Annotated in this window: 29 protein-coding genes; all 29 read left to right on the forward strand. The window is 46.3% G+C overall.

The annotated features are described in order from the left end of the window. Window positions 1-8: 8 nt before the first annotated feature. The 29 genes from C0638_RS17895 (at window position 9) to C0638_RS18035 (ending at window position 26504) form a co-directional block, all read left to right on the forward strand. Window positions 9-1082 carry a M24 family metallopeptidase gene (locus tag C0638_RS17895; RefSeq protein ID WP_040103444.1) on the forward strand — a complete coding sequence of 358 codons (1074 nt, stop codon included), beginning with the start codon at window positions 9-11 and terminating at the stop codon, window positions 1080-1082. A gap of 33 nt (window positions 1083-1115) precedes the next feature. Further along, a complete protein-coding gene (gene efp, locus C0638_RS17900; protein WP_013371789.1) occupies window positions 1116-1673 on the forward strand; it encodes an elongation factor P in 558 nt (185 codons plus the stop codon). A gap of 194 nt (window positions 1674-1867) precedes the next feature. Further along, window positions 1868-3121, forward strand: coding sequence for an aspartate kinase (locus tag C0638_RS17905; protein ID WP_013371788.1), 1254 nt, complete (start codon window positions 1868-1870; stop codon window positions 3119-3121). A gap of 391 nt (window positions 3122-3512) precedes the next feature. Next, window positions 3513-4508 (forward strand): stage III sporulation protein AA, encoded by a 996-nt coding sequence (gene spoIIIAA, locus C0638_RS17910; RefSeq protein WP_040103445.1) that lies wholly within the window; start codon window positions 3513-3515, stop codon window positions 4506-4508. After that, window positions 4501-5019: a stage III sporulation protein SpoIIIAB gene (gene spoIIIAB / locus C0638_RS17915; protein WP_102163673.1), complete on the forward strand. Its 519-nt coding sequence runs from the start codon at window positions 4501-4503 to the stop codon at window positions 5017-5019. The genes spoIIIAA and spoIIIAB overlap by 8 nt, the downstream gene beginning before the upstream one ends. Before the next feature lie 12 nt (window positions 5020-5031). Beyond that, window positions 5032-5235: a stage III sporulation protein AC gene (gene spoIIIAC, locus C0638_RS17920; protein ID WP_010345636.1), complete on the forward strand. Its 204-nt coding sequence runs from the start codon at window positions 5032-5034 to the stop codon at window positions 5233-5235. Between the two features lie 8 nt (window positions 5236-5243). Next, complete coding sequence (spoIIIAD, locus tag C0638_RS17925) at window positions 5244-5633, forward strand: stage III sporulation protein AD (RefSeq protein WP_013371785.1); 390 nt, start codon at window positions 5244-5246, stop codon at window positions 5631-5633. Window positions 5634-5645: 12 nt separating this feature from the next. Beyond that, a complete protein-coding gene (spoIIIAE, locus tag C0638_RS17930; protein WP_013371784.1) occupies window positions 5646-6836 on the forward strand; it encodes a stage III sporulation protein AE in 1191 nt (396 codons plus the stop codon). Between the two features lie 38 nt (window positions 6837-6874). Next, window positions 6875-7642 carry a stage III sporulation protein AF gene (spoIIIAF, locus tag C0638_RS17935; protein ID WP_102163675.1) on the forward strand — a complete coding sequence of 256 codons (768 nt, stop codon included), beginning with the start codon at window positions 6875-6877 and terminating at the stop codon, window positions 7640-7642. A 16-nt stretch (window positions 7643-7658) separates the two neighbouring features. Beyond that, on the forward strand, window positions 7659-8300 hold the full coding sequence (gene spoIIIAG / locus C0638_RS17940) for a stage III sporulation protein AG (RefSeq protein ID WP_013371782.1): 642 nt from the start codon (window positions 7659-7661) through the stop codon (window positions 8298-8300). Window positions 8301-8362: 62 nt separating this feature from the next. After that, window positions 8363-9184, forward strand: coding sequence for a SpoIIIAH-like family protein (locus tag C0638_RS17945; RefSeq protein WP_102163677.1), 822 nt, complete (start codon window positions 8363-8365; stop codon window positions 9182-9184). A 138-nt stretch (window positions 9185-9322) separates the two neighbouring features. Then, entirely contained in the window at window positions 9323-9814 is a 492-nt protein-coding gene (accB, locus tag C0638_RS17950) for an acetyl-CoA carboxylase biotin carboxyl carrier protein (protein WP_013371780.1), read from the forward strand. Between the two features lie 61 nt (window positions 9815-9875). Continuing rightward, window positions 9876-11219: an acetyl-CoA carboxylase biotin carboxylase subunit gene (accC, locus tag C0638_RS17955; RefSeq protein ID WP_013371779.1), complete on the forward strand. Its 1344-nt coding sequence runs from the start codon at window positions 9876-9878 to the stop codon at window positions 11217-11219. A gap of 125 nt (window positions 11220-11344) precedes the next feature. Continuing rightward, a complete protein-coding gene (locus C0638_RS17960; protein ID WP_013310820.1) occupies window positions 11345-11758 on the forward strand; it encodes an Asp23/Gls24 family envelope stress response protein in 414 nt (137 codons plus the stop codon). A 73-nt stretch (window positions 11759-11831) separates the two neighbouring features. Then, window positions 11832-12371 (forward strand): alkaline shock response membrane anchor protein AmaP, encoded by a 540-nt coding sequence (gene amaP / locus C0638_RS17965; RefSeq protein ID WP_040103448.1) that lies wholly within the window; start codon window positions 11832-11834, stop codon window positions 12369-12371. Window positions 12372-12386: 15 nt separating this feature from the next. Beyond that, the gene (locus tag C0638_RS17970; protein ID WP_013371777.1) at window positions 12387-12620 is read left to right on the forward strand and encodes a DUF2273 domain-containing protein; all 234 of its coding nucleotides are present in this window, start codon (window positions 12387-12389) and stop codon (window positions 12618-12620) included. A gap of 136 nt (window positions 12621-12756) precedes the next feature. Beyond that, window positions 12757-13206 carry a transcription antitermination factor NusB gene (nusB, locus tag C0638_RS17975; RefSeq protein WP_013371776.1) on the forward strand — a complete coding sequence of 150 codons (450 nt, stop codon included), beginning with the start codon at window positions 12757-12759 and terminating at the stop codon, window positions 13204-13206. Window positions 13207-13243: 37 nt separating this feature from the next. Then, window positions 13244-14101: a bifunctional methylenetetrahydrofolate dehydrogenase/methenyltetrahydrofolate cyclohydrolase FolD gene (folD, locus tag C0638_RS17980; protein WP_013371775.1), complete on the forward strand. Its 858-nt coding sequence runs from the start codon at window positions 13244-13246 to the stop codon at window positions 14099-14101. Between the two features lie 66 nt (window positions 14102-14167). Beyond that, complete coding sequence (gene xseA, locus C0638_RS17985; protein WP_058830136.1) at window positions 14168-15481, forward strand: exodeoxyribonuclease VII large subunit; 1314 nt, start codon at window positions 14168-14170, stop codon at window positions 15479-15481. Beyond that, window positions 15471-15731: an exodeoxyribonuclease VII small subunit gene (xseB, locus tag C0638_RS17990; RefSeq protein ID WP_013371773.1), complete on the forward strand. Its 261-nt coding sequence runs from the start codon at window positions 15471-15473 to the stop codon at window positions 15729-15731. The genes xseA and xseB overlap by 11 nt, the downstream gene beginning before the upstream one ends. Further along, window positions 15703-16626, forward strand: coding sequence for a polyprenyl synthetase family protein (locus tag C0638_RS17995; RefSeq protein ID WP_102163679.1), 924 nt, complete (start codon window positions 15703-15705; stop codon window positions 16624-16626). Before xseB ends, C0638_RS17995 begins: the two co-directional genes overlap by 29 nt. A 107-nt stretch (window positions 16627-16733) precedes the next feature. Continuing rightward, the gene (gene dxs / locus C0638_RS18000; RefSeq protein ID WP_013371771.1) at window positions 16734-18632 is read left to right on the forward strand and encodes a 1-deoxy-D-xylulose-5-phosphate synthase; all 1899 of its coding nucleotides are present in this window, start codon (window positions 16734-16736) and stop codon (window positions 18630-18632) included. 75 nt (window positions 18633-18707) lie between these two features. After that, on the forward strand, window positions 18708-19559 hold the full coding sequence (locus tag C0638_RS18005) for a TlyA family RNA methyltransferase (protein WP_090738835.1): 852 nt from the start codon (window positions 18708-18710) through the stop codon (window positions 19557-19559). 234 nt (window positions 19560-19793) lie between these two features. Then, the gene (locus C0638_RS18010; RefSeq protein ID WP_102163681.1) at window positions 19794-20270 is read left to right on the forward strand and encodes a hypothetical protein; all 477 of its coding nucleotides are present in this window, start codon (window positions 19794-19796) and stop codon (window positions 20268-20270) included. A 16-nt stretch (window positions 20271-20286) separates the two neighbouring features. After that, on the forward strand, window positions 20287-20736 hold the full coding sequence (gene ahrC, locus C0638_RS18015; protein WP_013371768.1) for a transcriptional regulator AhrC/ArgR: 450 nt from the start codon (window positions 20287-20289) through the stop codon (window positions 20734-20736). A gap of 56 nt (window positions 20737-20792) precedes the next feature. Beyond that, entirely contained in the window at window positions 20793-22511 is a 1719-nt protein-coding gene (gene recN, locus C0638_RS18020) for a DNA repair protein RecN (protein WP_058711533.1), read from the forward strand. A gap of 123 nt (window positions 22512-22634) precedes the next feature. Further along, window positions 22635-23795 carry a SpoIVB peptidase gene (gene spoIVB, locus C0638_RS18025; protein ID WP_058711532.1) on the forward strand — a complete coding sequence of 387 codons (1161 nt, stop codon included), beginning with the start codon at window positions 22635-22637 and terminating at the stop codon, window positions 23793-23795. 216 nt (window positions 23796-24011) lie between these two features. Further along, complete coding sequence (spo0A, locus tag C0638_RS18030) at window positions 24012-24815, forward strand: sporulation transcription factor Spo0A (protein ID WP_013371763.1); 804 nt, start codon at window positions 24012-24014, stop codon at window positions 24813-24815. A 609-nt stretch (window positions 24816-25424) separates the two neighbouring features. Beyond that, on the forward strand, window positions 25425-26504 hold the full coding sequence (locus tag C0638_RS18035; RefSeq protein ID WP_058711531.1) for a hypothetical protein: 1080 nt from the start codon (window positions 25425-25427) through the stop codon (window positions 26502-26504). Window positions 26505-26661 lie beyond the last annotated feature (157 nt).

Consider the following 26661-nt stretch of genomic DNA (forward strand, 5'->3'; position numbering starts at 1 on the left):
GAATGAAGATGAAGAATGACCGGGTGCTAAAGTTGCGGCAGGCGCTGGGCGAGCATAATCTGCGGGCTATGCTGATTACTAGCCCTGTCAATCGTCGATATTTGACAGGCTTCACAGGTTCAGCGGGTTATGTGCTGATTACAGAATCCCATAGCTATTTGCTGACTGACTTTCGTTATATGACACAAGCGACCGAACAAGCCCAAGGCTTTACGGTAGTGCAGCACGCTGCGCAGGTCATGGAAACAGTAAAAGAATTGCTGTCCTCCCATCAGATTAGCGAAACAGGCTTTGAGCAGGATGATGTAACTGTTGCGACACATAAAGCTTATAGCGAAGATTTGTCACCTATTAAGCTGGTTCCGGTATCGGGCATTGTGGAAAAGCTGCGGGTGTACAAGGATGCGGAAGAGCTGGAAGTGATGCAACGGGCAGCGGATTTGGCAGATGCTACATTTGCACACATTTTACCTTACATCAAACCAGGAGTCAGCGAGCGTGAGCTGGATCTGGAAATGGAATTCTTCATGCGCAAGCAGGGAGCTACTTCTTCTTCATTTGACACGATTGTGGCATCTGGAGTTCGTTCGGCATTGCCTCATGGAGTAGCCAGTGCAAAGTTAGTACAAGCAGGTGAGCTGATTACGTTTGATTTTGGTGCGTTGCTGGATGGCTATTGCTCCGATTTGACCCGTACAGTGGCTACACAAGGGGATTTGGCGCCTCAGTTGCGCGAGATCTATGATATTGTACTTAAGGCGCAGCTACACGCACTCGAACATATTAAGCCGGGCATGACAGGCCGTGAAGCGGATGCGTTGACCCGGGATATTATTGCAAGCCATGGCTATGGAGACAATTTCGGACACAGTACAGGTCATGGTCTGGGTCTTGAAGTGCATGAATCTACACGTCTGTCGAAGGCAAGTGATGATATTCTGGAGCCGGGCATGGTTGTAACGGTCGAACCAGGTATCTATGTGCCTGGATTGGGCGGTGTACGGATCGAGGATGATATCGTTATTACAGATAGCGGCATCAAAGTATTAACGCATTCGAGCAAAGAATTTACAGTCGTTTAATAACGATAACAGTCCTGTAGGAGGGGTATTTTAGTGATTAACGTTAATGATTTTAAAACAGGTTTGACCGTTGAGGTAGACGGAGATATTTTTACAGTTCTGGATTTTCAACACGTAAAACCAGGTAAAGGCGCAGCATTCGTACGCTCCAAGTTGAAAAACCTGCGTAACGGTAATACGGTTGAACGTACATTCCGTGCGGGTGAAACAATTGGCCGGGCGCAAATCGAAAATCGTGGTGTATCTTATCTGTATGCTAGTGCAGACGATCACACATTCATGGACAACGAAACATATGATCAATTTACATTGTCCAGCGATCAACTGAAATGGGAGCTTAACTTCCTGAAAGAAAACATGAATGTAAACATCATAAGCTACAACGGAGAAATCCTGGGTATCAACCTGCCTACCAGCGTGGAGCTCAAAGTAATTGAAACAGAACCAGGTATTAAAGGGAATACAGCTACAGGTGCAACCAAAAATGCCAAACTGGAAACAGGCTTGAATGTTCAAGTTCCTCTGTTTATTAACCAAGATGACGTATTGTTAATTGATACTCGTGACGGCAAATACATGTCTCGCGCATAGAATTTACATTTTCTGGTATCCTCTGTCCTTGTTAAGGGCAGGGGATATTTTTATATTAGGAATATTAAAAAACATTGGCTCCACACAGCACTTTCGTATTATACTGTACTAAAGTTATGCCGCAGGATGTCACGTTCAAATCGTTTGGTGCCATCTCAAGGTTACATACTGTGAGTCTGAGGGAGTGAATATCGTTGTCTTTGTATGTCATGAAATTCGGAGGCAGTTCCGTCGGTGACACGGAGCGCATGAAACGCGTGGCAAAACGCGTCGTTGAGAAACAGAGTGAAGGGCATCAATGTGTAGTGGTCGTTTCCGCAATGGGAGACACGACAGACGAATTGATTGACCAGGCTAAATTATTAAATGAGCAGTTGCCTGCACGTGAGCTGGATATGTTGATGACGACAGGCGAGCAAATTTCAATCGCATTGTTGTCGATGGCTATTCAGCAGCTGGGTCATGAAGCGGTATCGTTTACAGGATGGCAGGCTGGCTTCCGTACTGAATCTGACTTTGGTCGGGCACGGATTACGGATATTCAACCTCAGCGTGTGCTGGATGCACTGAGCAGCAACAAGATTGTTGTTGTAGCTGGTTTCCAGGGGATGTCTGCAGATGGAGATATTACTACGCTGGGACGTGGTGGTTCTGATACGACGGCCGTTGCGCTGGCGGCGGCGATTCAAGCGGATGCCTGTGAAATTTACACGGATGTGGACGGCATATATTCAACAGATCCACGAATCGTGAAGGTGGCACGTAAGCTAAAAGAAATTTCTTATGATGAGATGCTGGAATTAGCCAATTTAGGTGCGGCTGTTTTACATCCCCGTGCGGTAGAGTATGCCAAACATAACCGGGTACCGTTGATTGTGCGGTCCAGTTTTAACCATAATGAAGGAACAGTCGTAAAGGAGGATGCAGTAATGGAGCAAGGCGTTGTAGTCAGTGGAATTGCATATGATAAAAATGTAGCAAGAATCAGTATTTTGGGCGTTGCAGATATCCCTGGTGTACTGGCAAAAGTTTTCGGAACACTGGCAGCAGCCAAAATTGATGTAGACATTATTGTGCAGAGCGGGGTTGAAGCTGGAAAAGCAGATTTCTCCTTTACAGTAGCTCTGACGGATCGTGAAGCTGCCCTTAAGACACTGGAAGGTATTCGCGGAGAGCTTCCATACCGTGAAGTAACGTCTGAGGAAAATCTGGTAAAGGTATCCATTGTAGGTGCGGGAATGGTTAGCCACCCGGGTGTTGCAGCGCAAATGTTTGCCGTGCTGGCCGAGCAAGGCGTTAGCATTAAAATGGTAAGCACATCCGAAATCAAGGTATCGTGTGTAATTGAAGCTGGAAAACTTCATGAGGTTATTCAAGCGTTGCATACAGCTTATAATCTGGATACCGAGGAGCAAGCGTTTGTGGGCGGACCTAAAGACCGTCGTTAATAACATCAAATGATTTAGGGAAACGCTATGACGGGGAAAGGTCGATATATTATACGCTCCCTAGTTATAGATGGATAAATCATAGAATACAGCAGTAGGTTAAGAGGTTGTTCCATCAGTGAGAGTCAGACTGTGGAGCAGCCTCTTTTTGCTCTAAATCTAGCTTTTTTATTTAAGGGTATCCCTTAGCCGCCAAGGCTTAGAGGGAGCCTTTTTTTATTATATAAAGCAGGGAAAGGGGCTTGAATGAGCGGGGGAAAGGTCCGCTGAGCGTGGATAGGAGTGAGCAAATGTTCGACTGAATTTTCAATATATTTTCGGCATAAAAAGCGAGAGTCAGCCATAGACTTGTCTTAAAGAAAAAGGACAACTGTGAGGGGGCGGCACTGGTATGGAATGGCTGGAGTTATTTCCGGAACCGTTGCACGGTATACTCGGAAGGCTTCCAGAAACCGTATTTAAGCAACTGGAAGAAATCCGGATCCGGGAAGGAAGGCCGCTGGAAGTTAATGCGAATGGTGATCATCATTTTGTAACGACTGCTGGTCGGCTGACTTTGAATCCTGTTGAAGCCTATAAGCCTAACCGCGAGGATGCTCACCGATTGCTGGATTTTATCAGTAATCATTCCCTGTACACCATGGAAGAGGAGCTTCGCAAAGGGTTTATTACGATCCCTGGCGGTCATCGTATTGGCTTGGCAGGGAGAACCGTGCTCAACCGAGGGCGAGTAGAGCATTTGCGAGATATAAGCAGCTTTAATGTACGAATTGCTCGGGCCATTCCTGGCATAGCTGATCGGATATTGCCTTATGTAGCGGATCGAAAATCTGGAATGATACGGCATACGCTCATCTTGTCACCGCCTCAGCATGGCAAGACGACGTTGCTTAGGGACTTGGCTCGGCAACTGAGTTACGGAGGGATGGAAAGCAACGGAGGGCGACGAAATGGACTTAAGGTGGGTATTATAGATGAACGCTCTGAGATTGCTGGCAGTCACAAGGGCATCCCCGGTTTTGATGTCGGACCTCGCACCGATGTATTGGACGGATGCCCGAAAGCAGAGGGCATGATGATGATGATTCGCTCGATGTCACCGGATGTCCTGATTGTTGATGAAATCGGGCGGCCAGAAGATGCAGAGGCGGTGCGTGAAGCACTTCACGCAGGCATCGCAGTCATTGCTTCCGCACATGGTCGCGATGTGGCTGAAATGGCGAGCCGATCTGCCTTTGCTGGATTAGCTACAGGACAGGAGCTGTTCCAGCTCTACGTCATGCTGGAGCGGACGAGCCGGGGCCTCTCTTTTCGTCTGGCAGATGCCAAGCAGCGCAGGCTGACACTGCCTGGGGAAGGGCAGAGCGGGGGCATCTCCTATGCTTAAGCTACTGGGAGCTGTCTTGGTTATACTAGCCACCACACTGGCAGGCTGGCAGCGGGCAAGGCAATTTGCCATGAGGCCCCAGCAAATCAGAGAGTTAATTCTCGCACTGCAAAGACTGACCACCGAGGTTTCTTACGGGGTGTCTCCGTTACCAGATGCTTTCGCCAAGACAGGAGAGCCCTTGCGAGAGCCGCTGCGCTCTCTGTTTCAGCAAGCCTCACGCTGGATGCACCCCTCGTTTGGCCTGACCGCCAGAGAAAGCTTGCATAAAGCGATTGAAGTCTCGTGGAGCCGTTCCTCTATGAAGCAGGCCGAGAAGGAAGCGATGCGTCAGCTTGCTTACAGCCTTGGAACCAGCGACCGTGAGGACCAGATCAAGCACATTGCGCTGACCATCCAGCAGTTATCCCATGAAGAAGCGCAGGCGCAGGCAGATCAGGTGAGATACGAGCGTATGAGCAGAAGCCTGGGACTGCTGATCGGAGCATTGATCGTCATTTTGATCTATTAGCGGGGTGCTCGAATGAATTTAGAAGTGAACGCAATTTTCCAGATTGCCGGAATTGGCATTATTATCGCTATGATTCATACCGTACTAAAGCAAATGGGCAAGGAAGACATGGCCCATTGGGTGACGGTCATCGGTTTCGTTGTAGTGCTGTTCATGGTGGTGCGAATGCTGGATAACCTTCTGCAAGAGATCAAATCTATTTTTCTTTTTCAGTAGGTGAACACATGGAAATCATTCAAGTGGTGGGCTTCGCCCTCGTTGCCACAGTCCTCATCTTAGTTATCAAGGAACAGAAGCCGATGTTTGCCTTTTTGATTGCAACAGCTGCGGGAATCGTCATTTTTTTGCTGCTGATTGGCAAGATCGGATCTGTGGTTGCCGTGCTGGAGCGACTGGCCAGGTCTTCAGGCATGGACATGATTTATTTTAAAACCGTATTAAAAATAATCGGTATCGCTTATATTGCTGAATTTGGAGCACAGATCGTACGGGATGCGGGACAAGACGGTATTGCTTCCAAGATAGAGCTTACTGGAAAGGTACTCATCATGGTACTCGCAATCCCGATTATCAGCATTATTATTGATACCATTCTGAAGCTGATGCCCGCCTGAGGGGGTGATGCCATGAAAAGGCTGGGGGGCATGCCGAATCTCAAAGTTATTGTGATTTTGCTGCTATGTCTCTGGTGCGCCTCGGCTGCGGTCCTCTTCGCAGATACACCTACAAACGAATGGATCAGACAACAGGCGGAGCAAATGCCCAAAGATGATGTTGAACATTATTGGGACGGACTCATGAAGCAATACGGCGGATTTTTCCCTGACCAGAAAACGCCTTCTTTCATGGACATGCTGCTTCCGGGTGGTGAAGGATTCACCATAAAAGGTGTGTTGATGGCTATAGCTGATTTTTTCATCCATGAAATCCGGGTGAATGCCAAGCTGCTCGTCACCATCGTCATGCTCAGCATTATGAGTATGGTGCTGGAAACGCTGCAAAGCGCTTTTGAAAGCAAGCAGGTCAGCAAAGTTGCCTACGCTATCGTGTACATGGTCATTATCATTTTGGCGATTAATAGCTTTAGTGTAGCGATTGGTTATGCCAAAGAAGCAATTGACAGCATGATTCATTTCATGATGGCGATGTTGCCCTTGCTGTTTACCATGTTGGCCTCGATGGGTAACGTTGTCACAGTTTCGGTGACCCACCCGCTGATTGTATTTATGATCAACACGGTCGGAACAGTCATTCATACGCTTGTTTTCCCGCTGCTTTTCTTCTCGGCTGTGCTGTACTTGGTCAACTCGCTCACGGGCAAATACAAGCTGACCCAGTTAGCTGACCTACTGCGGAACGCTGGTGTTGCCGTGCTGGGAGTGCTTCTGACTATTTTTCTAGGAGTCATTTCGGTACAGGGATTAACCTCTTCGGTTACTGACGGATTAACAATCCGTACAGCTAAATATATTACAGGTAGCTTTGTTCCGGTGGTAGGCAAGGCGCTGGCAGATGCAACTGATACGGTCATTTCGGCATCACTGCTCGTTAAAAATGCCATCGGCCTTGTGGGAGTCATCATTATTTTGTTCCTATGCGCTTTTCCTGCTCTCAAGATTCTGACACTAGCTCTCATTTATAAAGTGACCGCAGCAATCATGCAGCCTTTGGGAGATACGCCTATTGTGGAATGTTTGGATGCCATCGGCAAGAGTATGATTTATGTTTTTGCGGCACTGGCGGCAGTGGGATTAATGTCCTTCCTTGCGATTACCGTCATGCTCGCAGCAGGCAATATGACGGTCATGATGAGGTGAATACATGCACATAATCCAACGAGAGGGAGGCGAGTGACGTGACCTGGCTGGGAGGCTGGCTCAAGGAACTAGTGCTAATCGTGCTGCTGGCTTCTTTTGTCGATATGATCTTACCGAGCCGATCTATGGAAAGGTATGTCAAACTCGTACTCAGCCTGCTTGTTTTGCTGACATTGCTATCTCCGATTGTGCGCTTGCTGAGCAGCAGTCCCTCAGAGGTTCTGGGGCGAGCATTGGATCTGCAACGCCAGGCAGAGACAGGTAACAGGGAACCGACATTGGAGGAAATCTTAGCCAAAGGCAACAAGCTAAAGCAACAGCAGGAACAAAGCTCCTTGCAATGGGCAGGCAAAGAGGTAGCTAAGGAAATGAAAGGGCAATTGGAGCAGTACACTGGGTTAGCAATTCAGTCGGTCCAGGTGACCCTTGCGCAGATTCAGCAGAAAGAATCGGGGCTAGAGGCAGGAACGGGTGTTCAGTCAGTAGTGGTCAAATTGGCGGAGCAGAAGGCAGAAAAAGAAAAAAACACAAACGTCCCGCCGGATACAGATATCAAGCCGGTTATCGTGGAGCCTGTAGCTGAAAAGACAGTGAATATTCGTGTAGAGCCGACACAGTCAAAAACCTCTAATCATAATGAAGGAACGCGAGAAGATGATCGTAGTCCTGACGAAACCACAGAGGATGGCAAACCTGCGGATCAGAAAGCTTTTGGCTTAATCACAGGCATTCTACGTGAAAAATGGGGGATCGACAGCACACATGTTCAGGTGATTAATTCGCAGGATGGAACACATGAATGGTAACAGGAGGTGAACCGAAATGGGTAAATGGAGGAAAAAGCTGGAGCAATGGATGGGTGGAGGGGGAGACGGAGCGAAAAAGTTCAATTCATTTCGTTGGCTACTTATTCTTGGCCTTATCGGTGTAGCGATCATGCTCTTTAATTCATTCGTTAATGTGAAAAAAGTCGACCCGGAAAACGTAGGGAGAGAACCGCCTGGCGTAATGAAAAATGAGCCTGCGTTAGAAACAACGGTAGGTGAGGACAGTTCCTTTGCCGGAATCGAGAAGGCTTTTGAGGACAATATGAAACAGATGCTGGAGCAGATTGTTGGCGTAGGAACCGTCGATGTCATGGTTACGGTAGACTCTACCGAAGAAGTGATCGTTCAACGGAATGTGAAGGACATGCAGGAAGAAAATAACGAGACGGACGCCAATGGTGGACAAAGGCACACTACTCAATATACACGCGATGGTGAGATTGTCACCTATGAATCATCGGGTGGTCAGCATACTCCGATTGTTACCAAAAAAGTAAAACCACAGGTAAGGGGAGTGCTTGTGGTGGCTATGGGGGCAGAAAACCCTACGGTGAAGCAACTCATTGTAGATGCTGTGCAGAAGGGACTGAACGTACCTTCATACAAAATATCAGTCGTTCCGCGTAAGCAGGGATAATATGGAATTGGAGAACAAAGAAGTTAATATTGCAAACCACTTATGAATATGGAGGACAGAACATGAATAATAAAAGACAAACCGTTTGGCTGGTGTCCATGCTGAGTTTAATGGTGGTACTGTCTGCATATTATTTGTTTACGGAGGACTCAAGTCCGGCGAATCCACCAGTAGCGGACAGCGAGCAGGTGAGCAAGGTTAAACAGGATGCTGCACAGGAAACAACGACAAAGGCAGAAGAACAAATGAACGAACTAAAAGTAAATGAAGTGGTAACCAATGGTGAAGTAACTGACGGAACGGCAGAGACTTCCACAAAGGACACAGCTTCTACAACTGATCCAGCAACAGAATCATCAAAAGGTGATAAAGACACAGCCGCCGCCCCTGCTACTGAATCGACTGCATCCGATCAAAACACAACTACAGCTAAGACAGACACGACAGCTAAAAGTGATGACAAAGCAGCTTCTAGCGCCAAAACCGACAAGCAGGTACTTGATCAAGTAGCAAACGAACAAGCAGCCCAACCAACAGCGGCAGCTGTGATTGACAACTATTTGCTGGAGCGGGATGTGGAAAATCAAAAGAAAAATGACGAGCTGACTACCGCAATGAATGATAGTACACCTCAGAAAGCTGCAGAGGCGCAAAAGGAATTACATGTACTTGAAGATAAACAGGCCAAAATTACCGGTATCGAAGAAGAGCTACAGCAGCAATTCGCCAATGCAGTCGTCCGCGAGGAAGATGCTGATAAATACAAAGTAGTGGTTCTGAGTGAAAAATTGGATGCTAAGCAAGCGGTAACGATTGTCGATAAAGTCATGAAGGAATTAAACGTTACGCAGGACAAGATCAGTGTCCAGTATGTTACACAATAAGACAAAAAACGCGAAAAAGCCCGGATTTCTGCACAATCCCGGGCTCTTTCTATTTTTAATGATTGTGATATAATACATAAAGCTGTTTCAAAAATGTTATCAGCAACCGGCAAAATGCTGAAGGAGTGATTAATAGAGATGTTTAAATTAAGCGAGATTAAGGAATTGATCAAGCTGGTGGATGAAACGTCTGTGCATGAGCTTGAAATTGAAAATGAAGGAACTCGCCTCATGATCCGTAAACCGGGCAAAAGCGAGATCGTTACGGTACAGGCTCCTGTAACAGCACCTGCTTATACAGTGGCGCCACAAGCTGCAATTCCGAATCCACAAGCACAGTCCGATGTTGGACATGCAACTGCTGGGGAACCGAAGGAATATGCAAGCAATCTACATAAAATCGTATCTCCGATGGTGGGCACTTTCTATAGTTCTTCATCCCCGGATACGGCCCCGTATGTGAGTATCGGCAGTAAAGTAGGCGATAAAACAACGGTATGTATTATTGAAGCGATGAAGTTGATGAACGAGTTGGAAGCTGAAGTGAAGGGCGAAATTGTTGAAATTTTGGCCGAAAACGGACAGTTGGTTGAGTATGGCCAGCCATTGTTCCTTGTGAAACCGGAGTAAGAAGCTTGTTTGTCCCCTTTTTTGAGGGTTCGGCAAGACTGCTCCCAGGGAGGATAAAGTCATGACATTTCAAAAAGTATTAATCGCGAACCGTGGAGAAATTGCAGTTCGTATCATTCGCGCTTGCCGCGAAATGAATATTTCGACAGTTGCCGTTTATTCGGAAGCTGACAAGGATTCGCTACATGTGCGTCTCGCAGATGAGGCTTACTGTATCGGACCGACGTTGTCTAAGGACAGCTACCTTAATTTTACGAACCTGATGAGTGTTGCTACATTAACTGAATGTGATGCCATTCATCCAGGTTACGGATTTTTGGCGGAAAATGCAGACTTCGCTGAAATTTGCGAATCGTGCAATATTACGTTTATCGGACCTTCTCCTGAAGCAATTAACAAAATGGGAGACAAGGCTGTAGCCAAGCAGACCATGAAGGATGCCGGGGTTCCGGTTATTCCAGGTTCAGACGGACTGGTTGAGGATGTGCAGGATGCAATCAGCATCGCACGTGATATCGGATATCCGGTCATTATCAAGGCCACAGCAGGTGGTGGTGGTAAAGGTATTCGTATCGCCGAAGATGAGGATAACCTTATTCAACAAATCACTACTGCTCAGCAGGAAGCGCAAAAGGCCTTTGGCAATGCGGGTGTGTATCTGGAAAAATATTTGACCGGCATGAAACACGTGGAAATACAGATCATAGCGGACAAGCATGGTAATGTTGCCTATTTGGGCGAACGGGACTGCTCTGTACAGCGTCGTCGTCAGAAGTTGTTGGAGGAAGCACCATGTCCAGTACTTTCGCAGGACGTTCGTGAAGAAATGGGACAGGCAGCTGTTCGTGCAGCTTTGGCCGTTCAATACTCTGGTGCAGGTACGCTTGAATTTTTGCTTGGCCCGGATAATAAATTCTATTTCATGGAAATGAACACTCGTATTCAGGTAGAACATCCAGTAACAGAAATGATTACCGGTGTAGACCTGATTAAAGAAATGATTTCGGTCGCTGAAGGGCATCCGCTTTCCTTTACTCAGGAAGAAGTCACGATTAATGGCTGGGCAATAGAATGCCGCATTAACGCTGAGGACCCGGATCGTAATTTTATGCCTGCACCGGGTAAAATCGGATTTTATCTGCCTCCAGGCGGTCCTGGAGTACGGGTAGACAGCGCTGCTTATCCAGGTTATAGCATTCCTCCTTATTATGACTCTATGATTGCCAAGCTGATTGTATGGGCGCCTACACGGCAGGAGGCGATTGCCAAAATGAAGCGTGCTTTAGCTGAGTTTGCTATTGAGGGCATACCCACAACGATTTCTTTTCACCAGCGCTTGCTAGAGCATCCGACCTTTATTGAAGGCGATTTTGATATTAAATTTTTGGAGGAAAACGAAGTTTAATCGGTATATTTCCTCAGTTTGTCATAATGAACGCCAAATGATATAGTATGGATAATAAGTGAGCATGTCTGCTTTGATATCCAAAGCTGGAATGAAACTTATTTTGACCGAAAGGTGTTGAAGGTATGAGCACAGTGCCAACCGAATTCGAACGTACAGAAATTGGGGAAATTCAAATTGCCCCGGAAGTTATTGAAGTCATTGCCGGACTGGCTACCGTTGAAGTACCAGGTGTAGCGGGAATGAGTGGCGGATTTGCTGGCGGATTTGCCGAACTGCTAGGCCGCAAAAATTTATCTAAAGGTGTAAAAGTGGAAGTCGGACAGCGTGAAGCTGCTGTAGACGTCTCCGTCATTATTGAGTATGGTAACCGTCTGCCTGAGGTGGCTGCTGCTATTCAGCATAATGTTAAGCGTTCCATTGAAAACATGACAGGTCTTAACGTGGTAGAAGTGAACGTGCAAATTCATGATGTTCAATTCAAAAATGCTGAAAAAGTAGAAGAGCCGGAAGTGCTGGGCGCCGGACGGGTTAAATAGAGCGATACTTTGTACAAACCCCCGACCCTTATGGGTCGAGGGTTTACTCTAATTTAAGGAGGCTGTGCGTTTCGTGGCTAAAGTTATGGACAGACTTCTGCTGTTTTTGTACAGCTTAAGTATCGGAATTATTTCCATTCTCGCCATCCTCCTCCTGAGCGGGGCCATTCCGTATGTTTTAAGCATTGAGGATGAGCGAGTGGTGTGGTTTACCAGCTTGATTATTGCAGGAGTTCTGTTGTTATTGAGTCTTCGGTTTTTTTATATCTCTATTCGACGGAACCAAACCGTACAGCATTCTATTGATCAGCGAACCGAATATGGTGACATTCAGATTTCGGTGGATACCATCGAAAACCTGTGCCTCAAAGCGGCTTCCCGATTTCGCGGGATGCAGGATCTGAAAGCACGCGTTCGTGTGTTGGAATCGGGACTTGATATTACGATTCGGGCGATTGTTGACGGGGAAAGCTCCATTCCGGTGTTAACCTCCGAGGTACAAAAGGGGGTACACGACCATGTGGAAGAAATTACAGGAATTCCAGTATCCAATGTGTCGGTGTACATCGCTAATGTTTCTCAGTCACCAAGCTTTAAGAGTCGTGTGGAATAGAGGTGATTTTCCCTGATGCCCTGGAAAGAAATATGGGGAAGTTACAAGGGCCGGATCATGGGGATCACGGCCGGTATTTTTTTCGGTTTTATTTATTTGTGGGCAGGCTTTTGGAATATGTTGTTCTTTGCATTGATGGTGTTCATCGGATATACGCTAGGAAGACGTAGCGATTCAGCGCTTGGTTCATTCCTCCCTTGGAAAGAATGGAGCGAATGGTTATCGCAACGTTGGCGTCCTTTTAAATGAACCCTGTGATACGTGTTCTCCAAAATACAGCTGTAGCTTATTTGCGCCCAACGGTTTTGGAGGATGCGTTCACAGGTTTTTTTGTGGAAATTGGTTAGAATGAAAAATAGATATAGGCAAGCGTAGGAGGCAGGGCATGAAAAGACGTCTGGCGAGGGAATTAGCGGTACAGAGTATGTACCATATGGAAATGAATGAAGTGGATGCGGCGGCAGCTGTAGACATGCTGCTTCAGGAAGCGGCTGAGGAAAACGAAGCTGAAGTTGTGATTAAAAACGCGGAAGTGTTAAGAGCATATGTTTTGGAGCATGTGCGTGGCACATGGGAGCATAAGGAAGCTATTGACGGGCTGTTGGCGGATTACCTGAAAGGCTGGCAGATCAGCCGACTTTCACGTGTGGATCGTCAAATTTTGAGGCTTGCGGTATATGAAATGATTTTCCGCGAGGATGTTCCAGCCAAGGTAGCAGTCAATGAAGCCATTGAATTGTCGAAGCACTTTGGTACCGAGGAATCGGGTAAATTTGTTAATGGTGTGCTGGGACGAGTTATACAAGAGCTGGAGCAATTGAAAGCACGTTTTTAATTAGAGACTACTGAATCAGGTTGGGGAGTGGTTAAACATGTCAGCACCGATCATTGATGGTAAACAAATCTCTCAGGATATCCGGGCAAGCATTCAGCAAGAGGTCATTCGTTTGAAAGAACACAGCTTTCAACCCGGACTGGCTGTTGTACTGGTAGGCGAAGATCCTGCTTCTCAAGTGTATGTTAAAAATAAGGAAAAGGCGTGTCATGATCTCGGCTATTACTCTGAGGTTCATCGACTGGCGGCAGATACTTCGCAAGAAGCATTACTGAAACTGGTGGATAAGCTGAATCATCAAAGTAATATCCATGGGATATTGGTGCAATTGCCATTGCCAAAGCATATTCAGGAAAAAGCTGTCATTGACGCGATTGCAGTGGAGAAAGATGTTGACGGATTTCATCCGGTAAACGTAGGAAACCTGGTCATCGGCGATGATAGCCTACTGCCTTGTACTCCCGCTGGAGTCATTGAGTTAATCAAGCGTGCTGGAGTAGAGATAGCCGGTAAACATGCAGTTGTTATTGGTCGCAGTAATATCGTGGGCAAGCCAGTCTCTTTATTGCTGCAGCGTGAAAATGCTACGGTTACGATGTGTCACTCTCGTACAGCGAATATGGCCGAGCTCAGCAGACAAGCGGATATTTTGGTCGTTGCCATCGGCAAAGCCAATTTTATTGATGCTTCGTTCGTAAAACCAGGCGCAGTAGTTATCGATGTGGGAATGAATCGTCTGGAGAACGGAAAGTTGGCGGGTGACGTTGATTTTGAGAGCGTAAAGCAAGTGTCCGGTCCGATTACGCCTGTTCCCGGCGGAGTAGGCCCAATGACGATTACAATGCTGATGCAAAATACGCTCGTAGCGGCCAAGCGGTCGTACGGTTTGGCATAAAGGCAGCTGCCTGTGGCTGAACAACAACGTATTTATTCTATAAAGGACCTGAATCGTTATATCCGGATGAAACTGGAATCCGATCAGGTGCTGTCTGATGTATGGATACGCGGGGAGATTTCTAACTTTACGCATCATTCGAGTGGTCACATGTACTTTACGCTCAAGGATGAGGGGAGCCGGATACGTTCGATTATGTTTGCGACCCATAATAGACGGCTCCCTTTCGTACCAAAAGAAGGTACGCGTGTTATCGCCCGGGGAAACGTATCCGTGTATGAACGGGATGGACAATATCAATTTTATGCGACGCAAATGCAGCCTGACGGTATAGGCAGCCTTTATTTGGCTTATGAACAACTCAAACAAAAGCTTGATGCAGAAGGGCTGTTTGATACCGCTCGCAAACGGAATCTGCCCGCTCACCCGGCAACCATCGGTGTAATTACGTCACCGACCGGAGCGGCTGTGCGTGATATTATCACCACACTTCAACGCCGATACCCGCAGGCTGGAATCGTGTTGTATCCTGTTCTTGTGCAAGGAAAGGGTGCTGCCCCCTCGATCGTTAAGGCAATTGAAGCCATGAATCGTATGCAGGAGGTTCAGGTGATGATCGTCGGACGGGGCGGTGGCTCCTTAGAAGAACTGTGGGCGTTTAATGAGGAAGCGGTTGCGCGTGCCATTTACACATCGGTCATTCCTGTGATTTCGGCAGTTGGACACGAAACGGATTTTACCATTGCCGATTTTGTGGCTGACTTACGCGCAGCGACGCCGACCGCAGCAGCTGAGCTGGCTGTGCCTCACCAGGGAGAGCTTCGGGATCAGCTGCTCCAGCGGGAGCAACGGTTGCGCAACGCCCTTAGGCAGCGGCTGGAAGCCAGTCGTGAACGCTTGCTGAGGCTTCGGCGTTCGCCAGTGCTGCTGCATCCACGCCGCTACATGCTCCAGCATGCAGAGCGGATGGATATGCTGCATCAGCGTCTGATCCGCGCAGCGGCTAACCGTTCACGCTTAAACGCAGAGAAAAATGCGCGTATGCGTCAGGTACTAGAGCGGTTTAATCCGCGCGAACAAATTCGTTCGGCGCGCAAGCAGACGGATATGGCACAACGTCAGCTGGAGTCTGCGATGCGTGCGATCACAAAAACGGGACGGCAGCAGCTGCATACCGGAATTCGTCAGCTGGATGCGCTGAGTCCGCTCAAAGTCATGGCCCGAGGCTACAGCTTGGTATACGATGAGCAGGAGAAACGGCTGATCAAGTCGCTCAAAGATGTACAACCGGGAGATTCCATCAAGATAAAAGTGAGTGACGGGCAGTTAGACTGTCAAGTATGGGGAATGAAGGAGGACGCGAAGCACGGTGGCGAATGAAGCGGAATTGAATTTTGAAGCGGCCATGGCCGCTCTTGAAGAAATTGTCGGACAACTGGAGCATGGAGACGTTCCTCTGGAGCAAGCCATTGATTTGTTCCAGCGGGGGATGAAGCTGTCTCAGCTTTGCAGCCAGAAGCTGGAACAGGTCGAACGTAAAATTGAAATGATTGTGGAAGAGGATGGAGATTTGCGCAAGAAGCCTTTCGGTGGCGGATTGGATGAAAACGGCGGTGAAGGGCTTGAATAGACTGTCGTTCAAGGAATATTTGGCTGTGACGGCGGATGCAGTTTCGTCTGCATTGACCGAGCAGTTTCCGGCGCATTGGGACATTCCAGATGTCCTTCGAGAATCTATGAACTATTCACTGACCGCAGGCGGAAAACGGCTGCGGCCTCTGCTTGTGATCGCCGCTGCGGAAGCATTTGGTGGAAGCAGGGAAGCGGCGTTGCCAGTAGCATGTGCGGTAGAAATGGTACATACGTATTCCCTCATTCACGATGACTTGCCGGCGATGGATGATGATGATTATCGGCGAGGAAAGCTGACGAATCATAAGGTATACGGCGAGGCGGTTGCTGTTCTTGCGGGCGATGCTTTGCTGACCCATGCATTTTATAGCATCGTGCAGGCGGGTCGTCGTCACGGGGTTTCTTCCGATGCGCTATTGTCCATAGTTGAGGATTTATCCGAAATGAGCGGTGCCAGAGGCATGGTAGGTGGACAGGTCGCAGATATGTCAGGCGAGCAGGGAATGACGGGGATCGAGGAACTGGAATATATCCACCTTCATAAAACGGCTGATTTGATCATTTTCTCACTCTTGGCAGGTGGACGAATTGCTGGGGCAGACAAGAGTCAACTAGAGGCGCTTCGCTGTTTTGGACGAGATCTGGGCCTGGCCTTTCAAATTCAGGACGATATATTGGATCTCGTAGGCGATGAAAGCAAAATGGGAAAAAAAACGCAGAGTGATGTTGAACAAGAGAAGGTTACCTATCCGTATTTCATCGGTATGGACGCATCTCTGCGACAAGTGGAGGAACTCACAGTGTCTGCCAAAAAAGTGATTGCAGAAGGTGGCATTCCCGATTCTTCGCGTTTGCTGGAGATAGCGGATTACCTGATGAAGCGTGATCATTAGTAGCATTAGAACTGGTTTGACTTGTCTGCGTTTAAGCACAGTCCAAAAGTGTGATATAATACTTGTTAACTTTACACACAAACTTGAAGGAAAGCGGGGAGATATGCGTGCTGCTTCCACACATAAAGCAACCAGGCGATCTGAAATCACTGTCGGTTGAGGAGTTGGCTTCTCTAGCCGAGGAAATCAGGAGCTTTTTGATTGAGAAGCTGTCCGTGACTGGGGGGCATCTGGCATCGAATCTGGGAGTGGTTGAGCTCACGATCGCCCTGCATTATTGCTATAACAGTCCAAAGGACAAGATGATTTATGACGTTGGGCACCAAGCCTACGTGCACAAAATATTGACAGGGCGAATGGATCGTTTTGATACACTTCGTCAGCGTGATGGACTTTGTGGTTTTGTAAAAAGAAGCGAGAGCGAGCATGATGTATGGGAAGCTGGACATAGCAGCACTTCCCTTTCGGCTGCAATGGGGATGGCCTTGGCACGAGATTTAAAGGGCGAGGACAATAAAGTTATTGCAATGATCGGGGACGGAGCATTGACTGGGGGCATGGCCTTCGAAGCATTAAACCATATTGGTCATGAACGTAAAAATTTAATGGTCATTCTGAATGATAATGAAATGTCCATCGCCCCGAATGTAGGGGCCATGCATAATTATTTGAGCAAAATTCGCTCGGACCGTCACTATTTGCGGGCAAAGGATGAGCTGGAGGTTTTGCTGAAAAAAATACCCGCTATAGGCGGTAAACTTGCCAAATCGGCTGGCCGTGTCAAGGACAGTCTTAAATATATGATGGTGCCAGGTGTGCTGTTTGAGGAGCTGGGATTTACGTATCTTGGTCCGGTCGATGGACATGATTTGTCCAAGCTAATTGAGACTTTTCAGCAGGCTGATAACGTTACTGGCCCCGTATTAGTGCATGTCGTAACCACCAAGGGTAAAGGCTATAAACCTGCGGAGGCCGATTCGCACAAGTGGCACGGCATCAGTCCATACAAAATTGAATCAGGTCAGGTACTCAAAGCCGTGGGCAATCCGATGTATACAGAAATTTTCGGTAGAACGCTGATTGAGCTGGCTGAACAGGATGAGCGGATCATTGCGGTCACCCCTGCAATGCCTGGTGGATCAGGGCTAGTACCGTTTAGTAAAGAGTTTCCTACACGTATGATTGACGTCGGTATCGCTGAGCAGCATGCTGCAACCATGTGTGCAGCGTTAGCAATGGAAGGGATGAAGCCGGTATTTGCGGTGTATTCCACTTTTATGCAGCGTGCATATGACCAAATTGTGCACGATATTTGTCGTCATAATGCCAACGTGATGTTCGCGATTGATCGTGCTGGTTTTGTTGGTGCTGATGGTGAAACTCATCATGGCGTGTTTGATGTAGCATTCCTGCGTCATATCCCGAATCTGGTGCTTATGATGCCAAAGGATGAAAATGAGCTGCGCCATATGATGAAAACAGCACTTGACTACGAAGACGGTCCAATTGCTTATCGTTACCCACGTGTTAACGTGGTTGGTGTGCCATTGGATAATGAATTGCGGGCTATTCCCATCGGCAGTTGGGAGTTTCTGCGTAAAGGTGAGGGCTTCGCTGTAATCGCTTCAGGACCAATGCTCCAAGTGGCGACAGAGGCTGCGGAGGCGATGAAACGTGAGGGTATGCAAGTGGGCGTTGTGAATGCACGCTTCCTCAAGCCTTTGGATGAGGAGATGTTGCGTGAACTGGCCCGCCAGCATACGAAGCTGATCGTATTGGAAGAAGCTTCTGAAGCGGGAAGTTTGGGTAGCGCTGTACTGGAATTTTACGCTAAAGAAGAAATACAAGATGCACAGGTGCGCTTAATGGGGATTCCCGATCTGTTTGTGGAGCACGGCTCCATCAAAGAGCAGCGCGCTGAAGTGGGACTTACCGTTGAAGCTGTGTGCTTAAAGCTGCGTAAGTGGTCTGCTGAGCCAGCATATGGCATGGGGCAATCTGTATAGGGTAACTTAAAGTAAACAACATGATATTATAAAAAGTATGACAAGAGCAGCCTGGCTGCCTAAAGGGAGATTAACATGTCTGTTCCGAAGGAACGCATTGATGTATTGCTTGTAGAACAAGGTTTTTTTGAAAGCCGTGAAAAAGCTAAAGCCGCAATCATGGCAGGTCTAGTGTTGGCGGACAGCGAACGGATCGAGAAAGCGGGAATGAAGGTACCACGTTCCAGCGAGCTTAAAGTTAAAGGGGCGGTGCATCCGTATGTAAGCCGTGGAGGGTTGAAGCTCGAAAAGGCCATCCGTCAATTCGAGCTGGACATGAAGGGCAGGACGATGCTGGATATCGGTTCATCAACCGGAGGCTTTACGGATTGTGCGCTTCAGCATGGAGTTGAGTACGTGTATGCCATTGATGTGGGGTATAATCAGCTGGATTGGTCACTTCGTAATGATGAACGTGTATGCGTTATGGAGAAAACAAATTTCAGATATATGACACCTGCAGATTTGGGCGGTCCTGTGCCTAATTTCGCAAGTATTGATGTTTCTTTTATTTCGTTACGAATTATTTTGCCACCGTTGCTTGCACTGCTGCATCAACCTGCTGATATTGTAGCTCTAATTAAGCCTCAATTCGAAGCTGGACGCGAAAAGGTTGGGAAATCTGGCGTGGTTCGAGATCCTGCTACGCATAAAGAAGTGCTGCAGACCATCTTGATGTTTGCACATGAGCTTGGACTTTCATTGCAAGGCTTGGCCTATTCCCCCATAACAGGTGGCGAAGGAAATATTGAATTTTTAGCGCATTGGCGTTTGAATGGGCTTCCGGCGGCAGAATCGCAGCTGGAGAAGATGGATTTCAGTCCACTGATTGAACAAACTGTTCAGGAAGCAGGTCAGACATTTAATAATGGCCCATCGCGTAAGTGACATTCAGGGGTTCTCCATGAGTTCTGTGAACTTAAGAGAACCTCTTTTTGGTGTGAGGGATTGCTTGTAGAACTCACGTTCGCCTATAATGAGATGTATAATTGCAGATATTCATTTTCATTCACACAGATGTGATGAACCCAATTGAATATCCGGTCGCAGGTACAGCGTACCTGTATGAGGAAAAGGGATTTTATATCTTGTCCTAGAATATGTCCATGAGGTGATCGGTTCATGGACACGCGATACGATACGGTTATCATCACTGTGATCGGGGTGATATTAGGGATATGGGCTTTATATAGCCTGCGTGCCTGGTTAAAAGAGCCGGGACCGCTTGTACTAAAAACGATACCAATTAACGAGGATTTGAACGAAGGACCTGCTGTGGATCAGCTAGAAGAAGCAGGATATGAAGTGGTGGGCGGGAAAATGAAAATACCGCTTGCTTTTAAAGTGAATGGACATACCGTGTATAGCCGTTTGTTTATTGACTACGTAGCTGTACGTAACGGTTCGACATATATGGTCAAAACGTCACGCCGCAAGAAACCGATGGAGTGGAACGGTCCTGATTTACGGGACAGGCTTATGCCTTATTTGCTGCTCTATCCGGGCTGTGCGGGGGTATTGTACGTTGATACGGACGAGAAAAGTATTCGCCTTATTACATTAGTGGAAGACCTCGAAGAAGAGGAATATGAAGGCTAATCCATAGGAGGATTATATGAAGGGTCAACGACATATTAAAATCAGGGAAATTATTTCACAACATGAGATTGAAACGCAGGATGATTTAGTTGAAGCATTACGTGAGGCTGGTTTCCAGGTTACGCAGGCAACTGTATCCCGGGATATCAAAGAACTGCTGCTCATAAAGGTTCCAATGGACGACGGCAGATATAAATATTCGATGCCTTCAGACCAGCGCTACAATCCGACGCAGAAACTGAAACGTACATTGGTTGACAACTTTTTGCATATTGACTACACAACCAATCTGATTGTGATGAAGTGCCTGCCAGGAACAGCTAACTCGATTGCTGCTTTATTAGATAATATTGAATGGTCTGAGGTCATGGGTACGATTAGCGGGGATGACACCATTTTGATTATCTGCCGATCGGAAGAAAATAGCGAAACTATCGTGAATCGTCTTATGGGCTACATTTCCTAATTATAAAGTACGCATATTAGGCGTTTTAATTTGTACATCATAGAGGTGAAAGAACGATGCTGGTCACTTTGTCTATACGGAATTTGGCAGTCGTAGAAGCTGTCGATGTTCATTTTTATAAAGGATTTCATGTATTGAGCGGAGAAACTGGTGCTGGTAAATCCATTATTATCGACGCACTTGGGCTGATTGCGGGCGGCAGGGGATCTGCTGATCTAGTGCGTTACGGATGTGATAAAGCCGAAATGGAAGCCTTGTTTGAATTGCCGGTCAAACATCCCGTTTGGAATACGTTGGAGGAACAAGGGATTAAGGCTAATCCAGAAGAACATTTGCTGATTCGTCGAGAACTTACGGTTCAGGGGAAAAGCTCATCTCGAATTAACGGTCAGATGGTTAATTTAACGATGCTGCGTGAGGTAGGTGAGCAACTCGTTAATATCCACGGGCAGCATGAGCATCAAAGCTTGCTGCGTGCGGATCGCCATCTTGCGCTGCTGGATACGTTCGGTGACTCGGTCATTGGTCCAGTCAAAGCGCTTTACCGGGAACGCTACAATGCTTTTGTCAAAGCGGAAAAAGAAGTAAGAGAATTGCAAAGCTCCAGTCAAAAGGCTTATCAGCTATTGGACATGTATCGCTTCCAATTGGAAGAGATCGCTGCGGCGGAGTTAAAATTGGGTGAAGATGAATTATTGGCAGAGGAACGGGTCAAGCTATCCCATAGTGAGAAAATGATGGATGGAGTATCAGGAGCATACGAGCTGTTAAGTGGCAGAGGTGGTCTGGATACGGTCAATAACGTGTTGTCCAGATTAAATGATGTTCAGAGCTACGACAGTAAAAGCCTTCAGCCCATTGCGGAGCAGATTCAATCTGCTTTCTATCAGTTGGAGGATGCAGCGTTTCAATTACGCTCTTATCGTGAGGATATTGAATTTAATCCGGGTAAGCTGCATGAGGTGGAGCAACGTTTGAATCAAATTACCGGATTACAGCGAAAATATGGTGATAGTATAGAGCAGATTTTGGAATACTATAGCCGTATTGAGCAGGAAACCGATCTGTTGGAAAATAAAGATGAGCGGCTGGAGCAACTCATTGCAAAGCGGGATGAGTTGCTTTCGGATTTGCTGGAGATTGCTGAAGAGCTTACAGAAGCACGTGAAATTTGTGCTGAAGAGCTTGCAGAGCAAGTAGAACAGGAATTAAAAGATCTTCAAATGGAAAGAACGTCACTCAAGGTGCGTATTGATCCAATTGAGGATCCACGTGGATATGAATATAAAGGTCTAAAGGTACGACCTACCAAGCAAGGGATAGATAATGCGGAATTTCTGATTTCGCCCAATCCAGGTGAGCCACTTCGCCCACTCGGTAAAATTGCTTCTGGTGGTGAGTTATCACGTATCATGTTGGCAATGAAAAGTATTTTTGCGCGTCATGATCAAATTCCGGTGCTCATTTTTGACGAGGTTGATACCGGGGTAAGTGGTCGTGCAGCTCAGTCCATAGCCGAGAAGCTTTATCGTTTGTCTTCTGTTTGTCAGGTGTTTTCCATTACTCATTTGCCGCAGGTGGCGTGTATGGCAGATCATCAGTACCTGATTGAGAAAAATGTTCATGACGGACGGACCATGACTCAAATTGAGGGACTAACGGAGGAAGGTCGTGTTAAGGAATTGGCACGGATGCTGGGCGGGGTAGAAATTACCGAAAAAACATTGCATCACGCACAGGAAATGCTGAATTTGGCGGAAGGAAAGAAAGCCTGAAAAGAGCGGCTGGCGTAATGATTAACAGTTATAAAAGCCTGGGGGCAAGGTTACCTTATAGGTACGCAATTGGCGACCACCTTTACTCGTCAAGCGAAAGAAGCAAAGGGAGCGTGACAGCCATTGAATTTTTACTCCAGGATCAAATTGCTCGGTCTTTTGCTTGTTTTTCTTATGTGTTCTCTCGGTAACGCTCAGCATGTGCAAGCAGCGCTGCCTCTACAAGCTTCTTTGGATTTGTTCGGCACTAAAAGCATGCAAACAACCCAAGAAAGCGTGGTTCCCGATTTGAAAGTATACCCAGGGGGGCAGACGATCGGGGTCAAAGTAAAATCTTCAGGAGTGCTTGTCGTAGGTCACCATATCATTCAGGAAAGCAATGATCGTAAGGTGTCACCTGGTGAGATTGCTGGTATTCGCCTAGGGGACCGGATTACACACATGAACGGCAAACCCCTCAATAGTCTCGCCAGGGTAGCTGAAGCCGTGGACGAGGCAGGTAAAAACAAAAAGCCGCTGAACATCACGCTTTGTCGAGGTGAGCAGACGATTTCCACCAAGTTAACCCCAGCATATGATCAAGATGATAAAGCGTGGCGGCTTGGGTTGTATATTAGAGACTCGGCTGCAGGCGTAGGTACATTAACGTTTTATGCACCGGACCAGGGGGTTTACGGGGCCTTGGGTCATGTAATTACCGATATGAATACTCAAACTCCCATTGTTGTGGGTAGTGGAGAGATTGTGCAATCCAATGTGACGTCAATTGCGAAGAGCCAGAGTGGGGAACCCGGAGAAAAACGTGCTCATTTTCTCAAAGATCATCGGATATTAGGAAATATAGAACGAAATACGAGCTTTGGAATATTTGGGAAAATGTCAGATGAGCCGCAGAATGGATTGTATTCGACGCCCATTCCGGTGGGACTTGCGAATGAAGTAAAAGAAGGACCGGCAGAAATATTGACTGTATTGGAAGGTCAACAAATTCAGCGTTTTCAGGCAGAAATTGTACACATTTCTCAGCAGGGTAAACCGGCAACCAAAGGGCTTGTGATTCGGGTTGTAGATCCTAAGCTATTAGATAAGACCGGCGGAATCGTGCAAGGAATGAGTGGGAGTCCGATTATCCAAAATGGTAAGCTGATCGGAGCTGTAACACATGTATTCGTTAATGATCCTAAATCAGGTTACGGATGTTTTATCGAATGGATGTTGCGTGATGCAGGAATCATGCATAATAAATTGAGCTTGAAGTCATCCTCTAATCTTAAGGCGAGCTAGTGGCCTTAAGATTTTTTTGTCGAAAAGCAGAGGAATAACTCAGAATTGCAAGATAAAAATTCAATTATAATTGAATTAATAAAAAAAATAAATAAAAATAATTTTCGACAGAAGGAATTCATAATTCGATGTCGAAATCATATACTCCGACAAGAAATATTTATTTAATGCAAACAGATGTCCCAATGGAATAACACTCAATAAGGAGGAAGTACATTGCAAAAAATTGAGGTATTGTTGGCTGATGACAACCGGGAATTTACGAATTTGCTTGCTGAATATATTTCCGATCAGGAGGATATGGAAGTTACAGGAATCGCCTTTAACGGTGAAGAAGTACTCCAACGCATCGCAGAATCCCGCAACATACCTGATGTACTTATTTTAGATATTATTATGCCTCATCTGGATGGTCTCGGTGTATTGGAGCGTTTAAGAGAAATGAACCTGACTCCACAACCGAAAATCATTATGCTGACTGCATTCGGTCAAGAAAATATTACACAGAGGGCCGTTCAACTCGGGGCATCTTATTATATTTTGAAGCCGTTTGACATGGAAGTGCTTGCTAACCGTATACGCCAATTGGTAGGACCGCAATTAGTCAGCAATAGCCCGGTAACCGTTTCATCCATGCGGTCCAACGTTGTGCCTATGGGTAAGACGAAAAACCTGGATGCCAGCATCACGGCTATCATCCATGAGATCGGCGTACCAGCTCACATCAAGGGCTATCAATATCTACGCGAAGCCATTACGATGGTGTACAATAATATCGAAATATTGGGAGCCATCACCAAAACCCTATATCCGGCAATTGCCGAAAAGTTCAAAACGACGGCATCTCGCGTAGAACGCGCCATTCGTCATGCTATCGAGGTAGCATGGACCCGTGGAAATATCGACAGCATCTCCCACCTGTTCGGTTACACTATCAATATCAGCAAGTCCAAACCAACCAACTCAGAATTTATAGCGATGGTCGCAGACAAGCTGCGGATTGAGAATAAGGTGTCCTGAAAGTCTGATGAGACGCGAAAAAATGAACATGAGTAGAACGCAAATTCTCAATAATTTATCGATCGTTGCGCCGGAGATTCCGATGAAGCTCTTCGCAATTGAGTTGAATTTTACGCTTTACACACATATCAATAGGTATTTTTGCTGAAACTAATACTAAAAAAGTGAAAATTATTTGAATAACGCTTATCTCTTCGGAGGTGGGCGTTATTTTTTTGCAAGATGTCGCAAATTTGCAAATCCATCAAATTAGGGTAACTCACCGATAGAGGGCCCCTATACTTGGATTCATCGTATGAACGTTCAAAGAGCAATTAAGAGATGCAAGGTTGAATTATACCAAGCATTTAATGAATAAGGTTATGGAGAGACTACGAGCGAGGTAATTGCGGAGAGTTTATTTTATAGTAGGAATATCATTACAAGATCGAACAGATGTAATCTTGCAATTGCAATGGACTCTACGAATCATGCTGTCGATATACGTTAACCGGTCTATCTCCTTATGCGCATCAGAGTGTAAATCTGCCAATGTTATTATATTATTGACTTTACTTCCCATTAAAATGTAAGGTATTAACATACACTATTACTAGGGAAGGTTGTTAGATGATGCGGGTGAAAATTTCAATAATTTTGTTAGTGATTGTTTGGTTTTTCACTACCGGCATTTCTGATCTACAAGCTAAACTGGATAGAGGAATAAAAAACACGGTTACATCTAATATGTTTGGTGCCAGTGGAGACGGGACTGATCAGACAAAAGCTATCCAGTCTGCACTTGACTACCTCGAGAGAGTGGGAGGCGGTAAGCTTATCCTTGGCAAAGGTACGTATCTCCTAAGTATCGCTAAGAGTATTCACAGTAAGGCATGTATTGTCATACCCGCCGGAGTGATTATAGAAGGCTCTGGTATGGGTGTCACCATCATCAAACGGATTAGTAGTGAACGGAAGCAAAACGGCGTATTGCTCGTTAATAAAGGCTACGACACAAAGGGTGGATATAAAGCAGCTGGCAATATCGTGTTACGAAATTTCACGATTACAGACGGTGATGTTACCTCCAAGCCGAGGACTTACGGGGACTTGATTGCGTTGGGACATGCGAATAATGTACTTATTGAGCGTGTCCAATCGTTAAATCATGATCAACATTTCGTAGACATTTGCGGTTCGAGAAATATAACCATGAGAGATTCTATCAGTAATAATCTTCAAGACACCTATGGGACGGCCACAATCCAAGTTGATCGAGCTAAAAACCTAGGGATATGGGGGTTGCTACTGGACGGAACTAATCCAAAAAATGTAACTATAGAGAATAACAAAATCAACTCAATGTCCGAACTGGTGTTACAACTTGGGCATGATCAATCTATTGCAGGAGATATACGTGTAGTAAAAAATGCAATTAATTGCTTGAATAAGGCTAGAGCACAAATAGCAATCGGTAAGGACGAAGATACATCAATATTGACTGCAAACATTAAAGACAATCAAATAAAACTCAATAATGCAAATAGTGTAGGGGTTAATCTAGTGGCCAATACAGCTAATAGGCTAGAAAATATCTCAATAGCTGGCAATACTATCACAGGTAAGATGCGGTCAGCGACTATTGTAGGCAATTCTGTCGCATCTGCGGGTTTTGAGGACATTTTGTATTCACATTACGTTGAGGTGTAACACATGAGTTTTCTACGCAGGTTGCTATAGAATTTTTTAATAAATCTTTATATTTTTATGTTAAACTTGTCTCTATATGGGTTACTGTGGCATGTCTGATTAGAAATATAATTAAAGCAAACTTTCAAATGAGGTGAATGGATGTCTTTCCGTATTG

The organism is Paenibacillus sp. lzh-N1 (genome assembly GCF_002872435.1).
GTDB classification, from domain to species: domain Bacteria; phylum Bacillota; class Bacilli; order Paenibacillales; family Paenibacillaceae; genus Paenibacillus; species Paenibacillus polymyxa_C.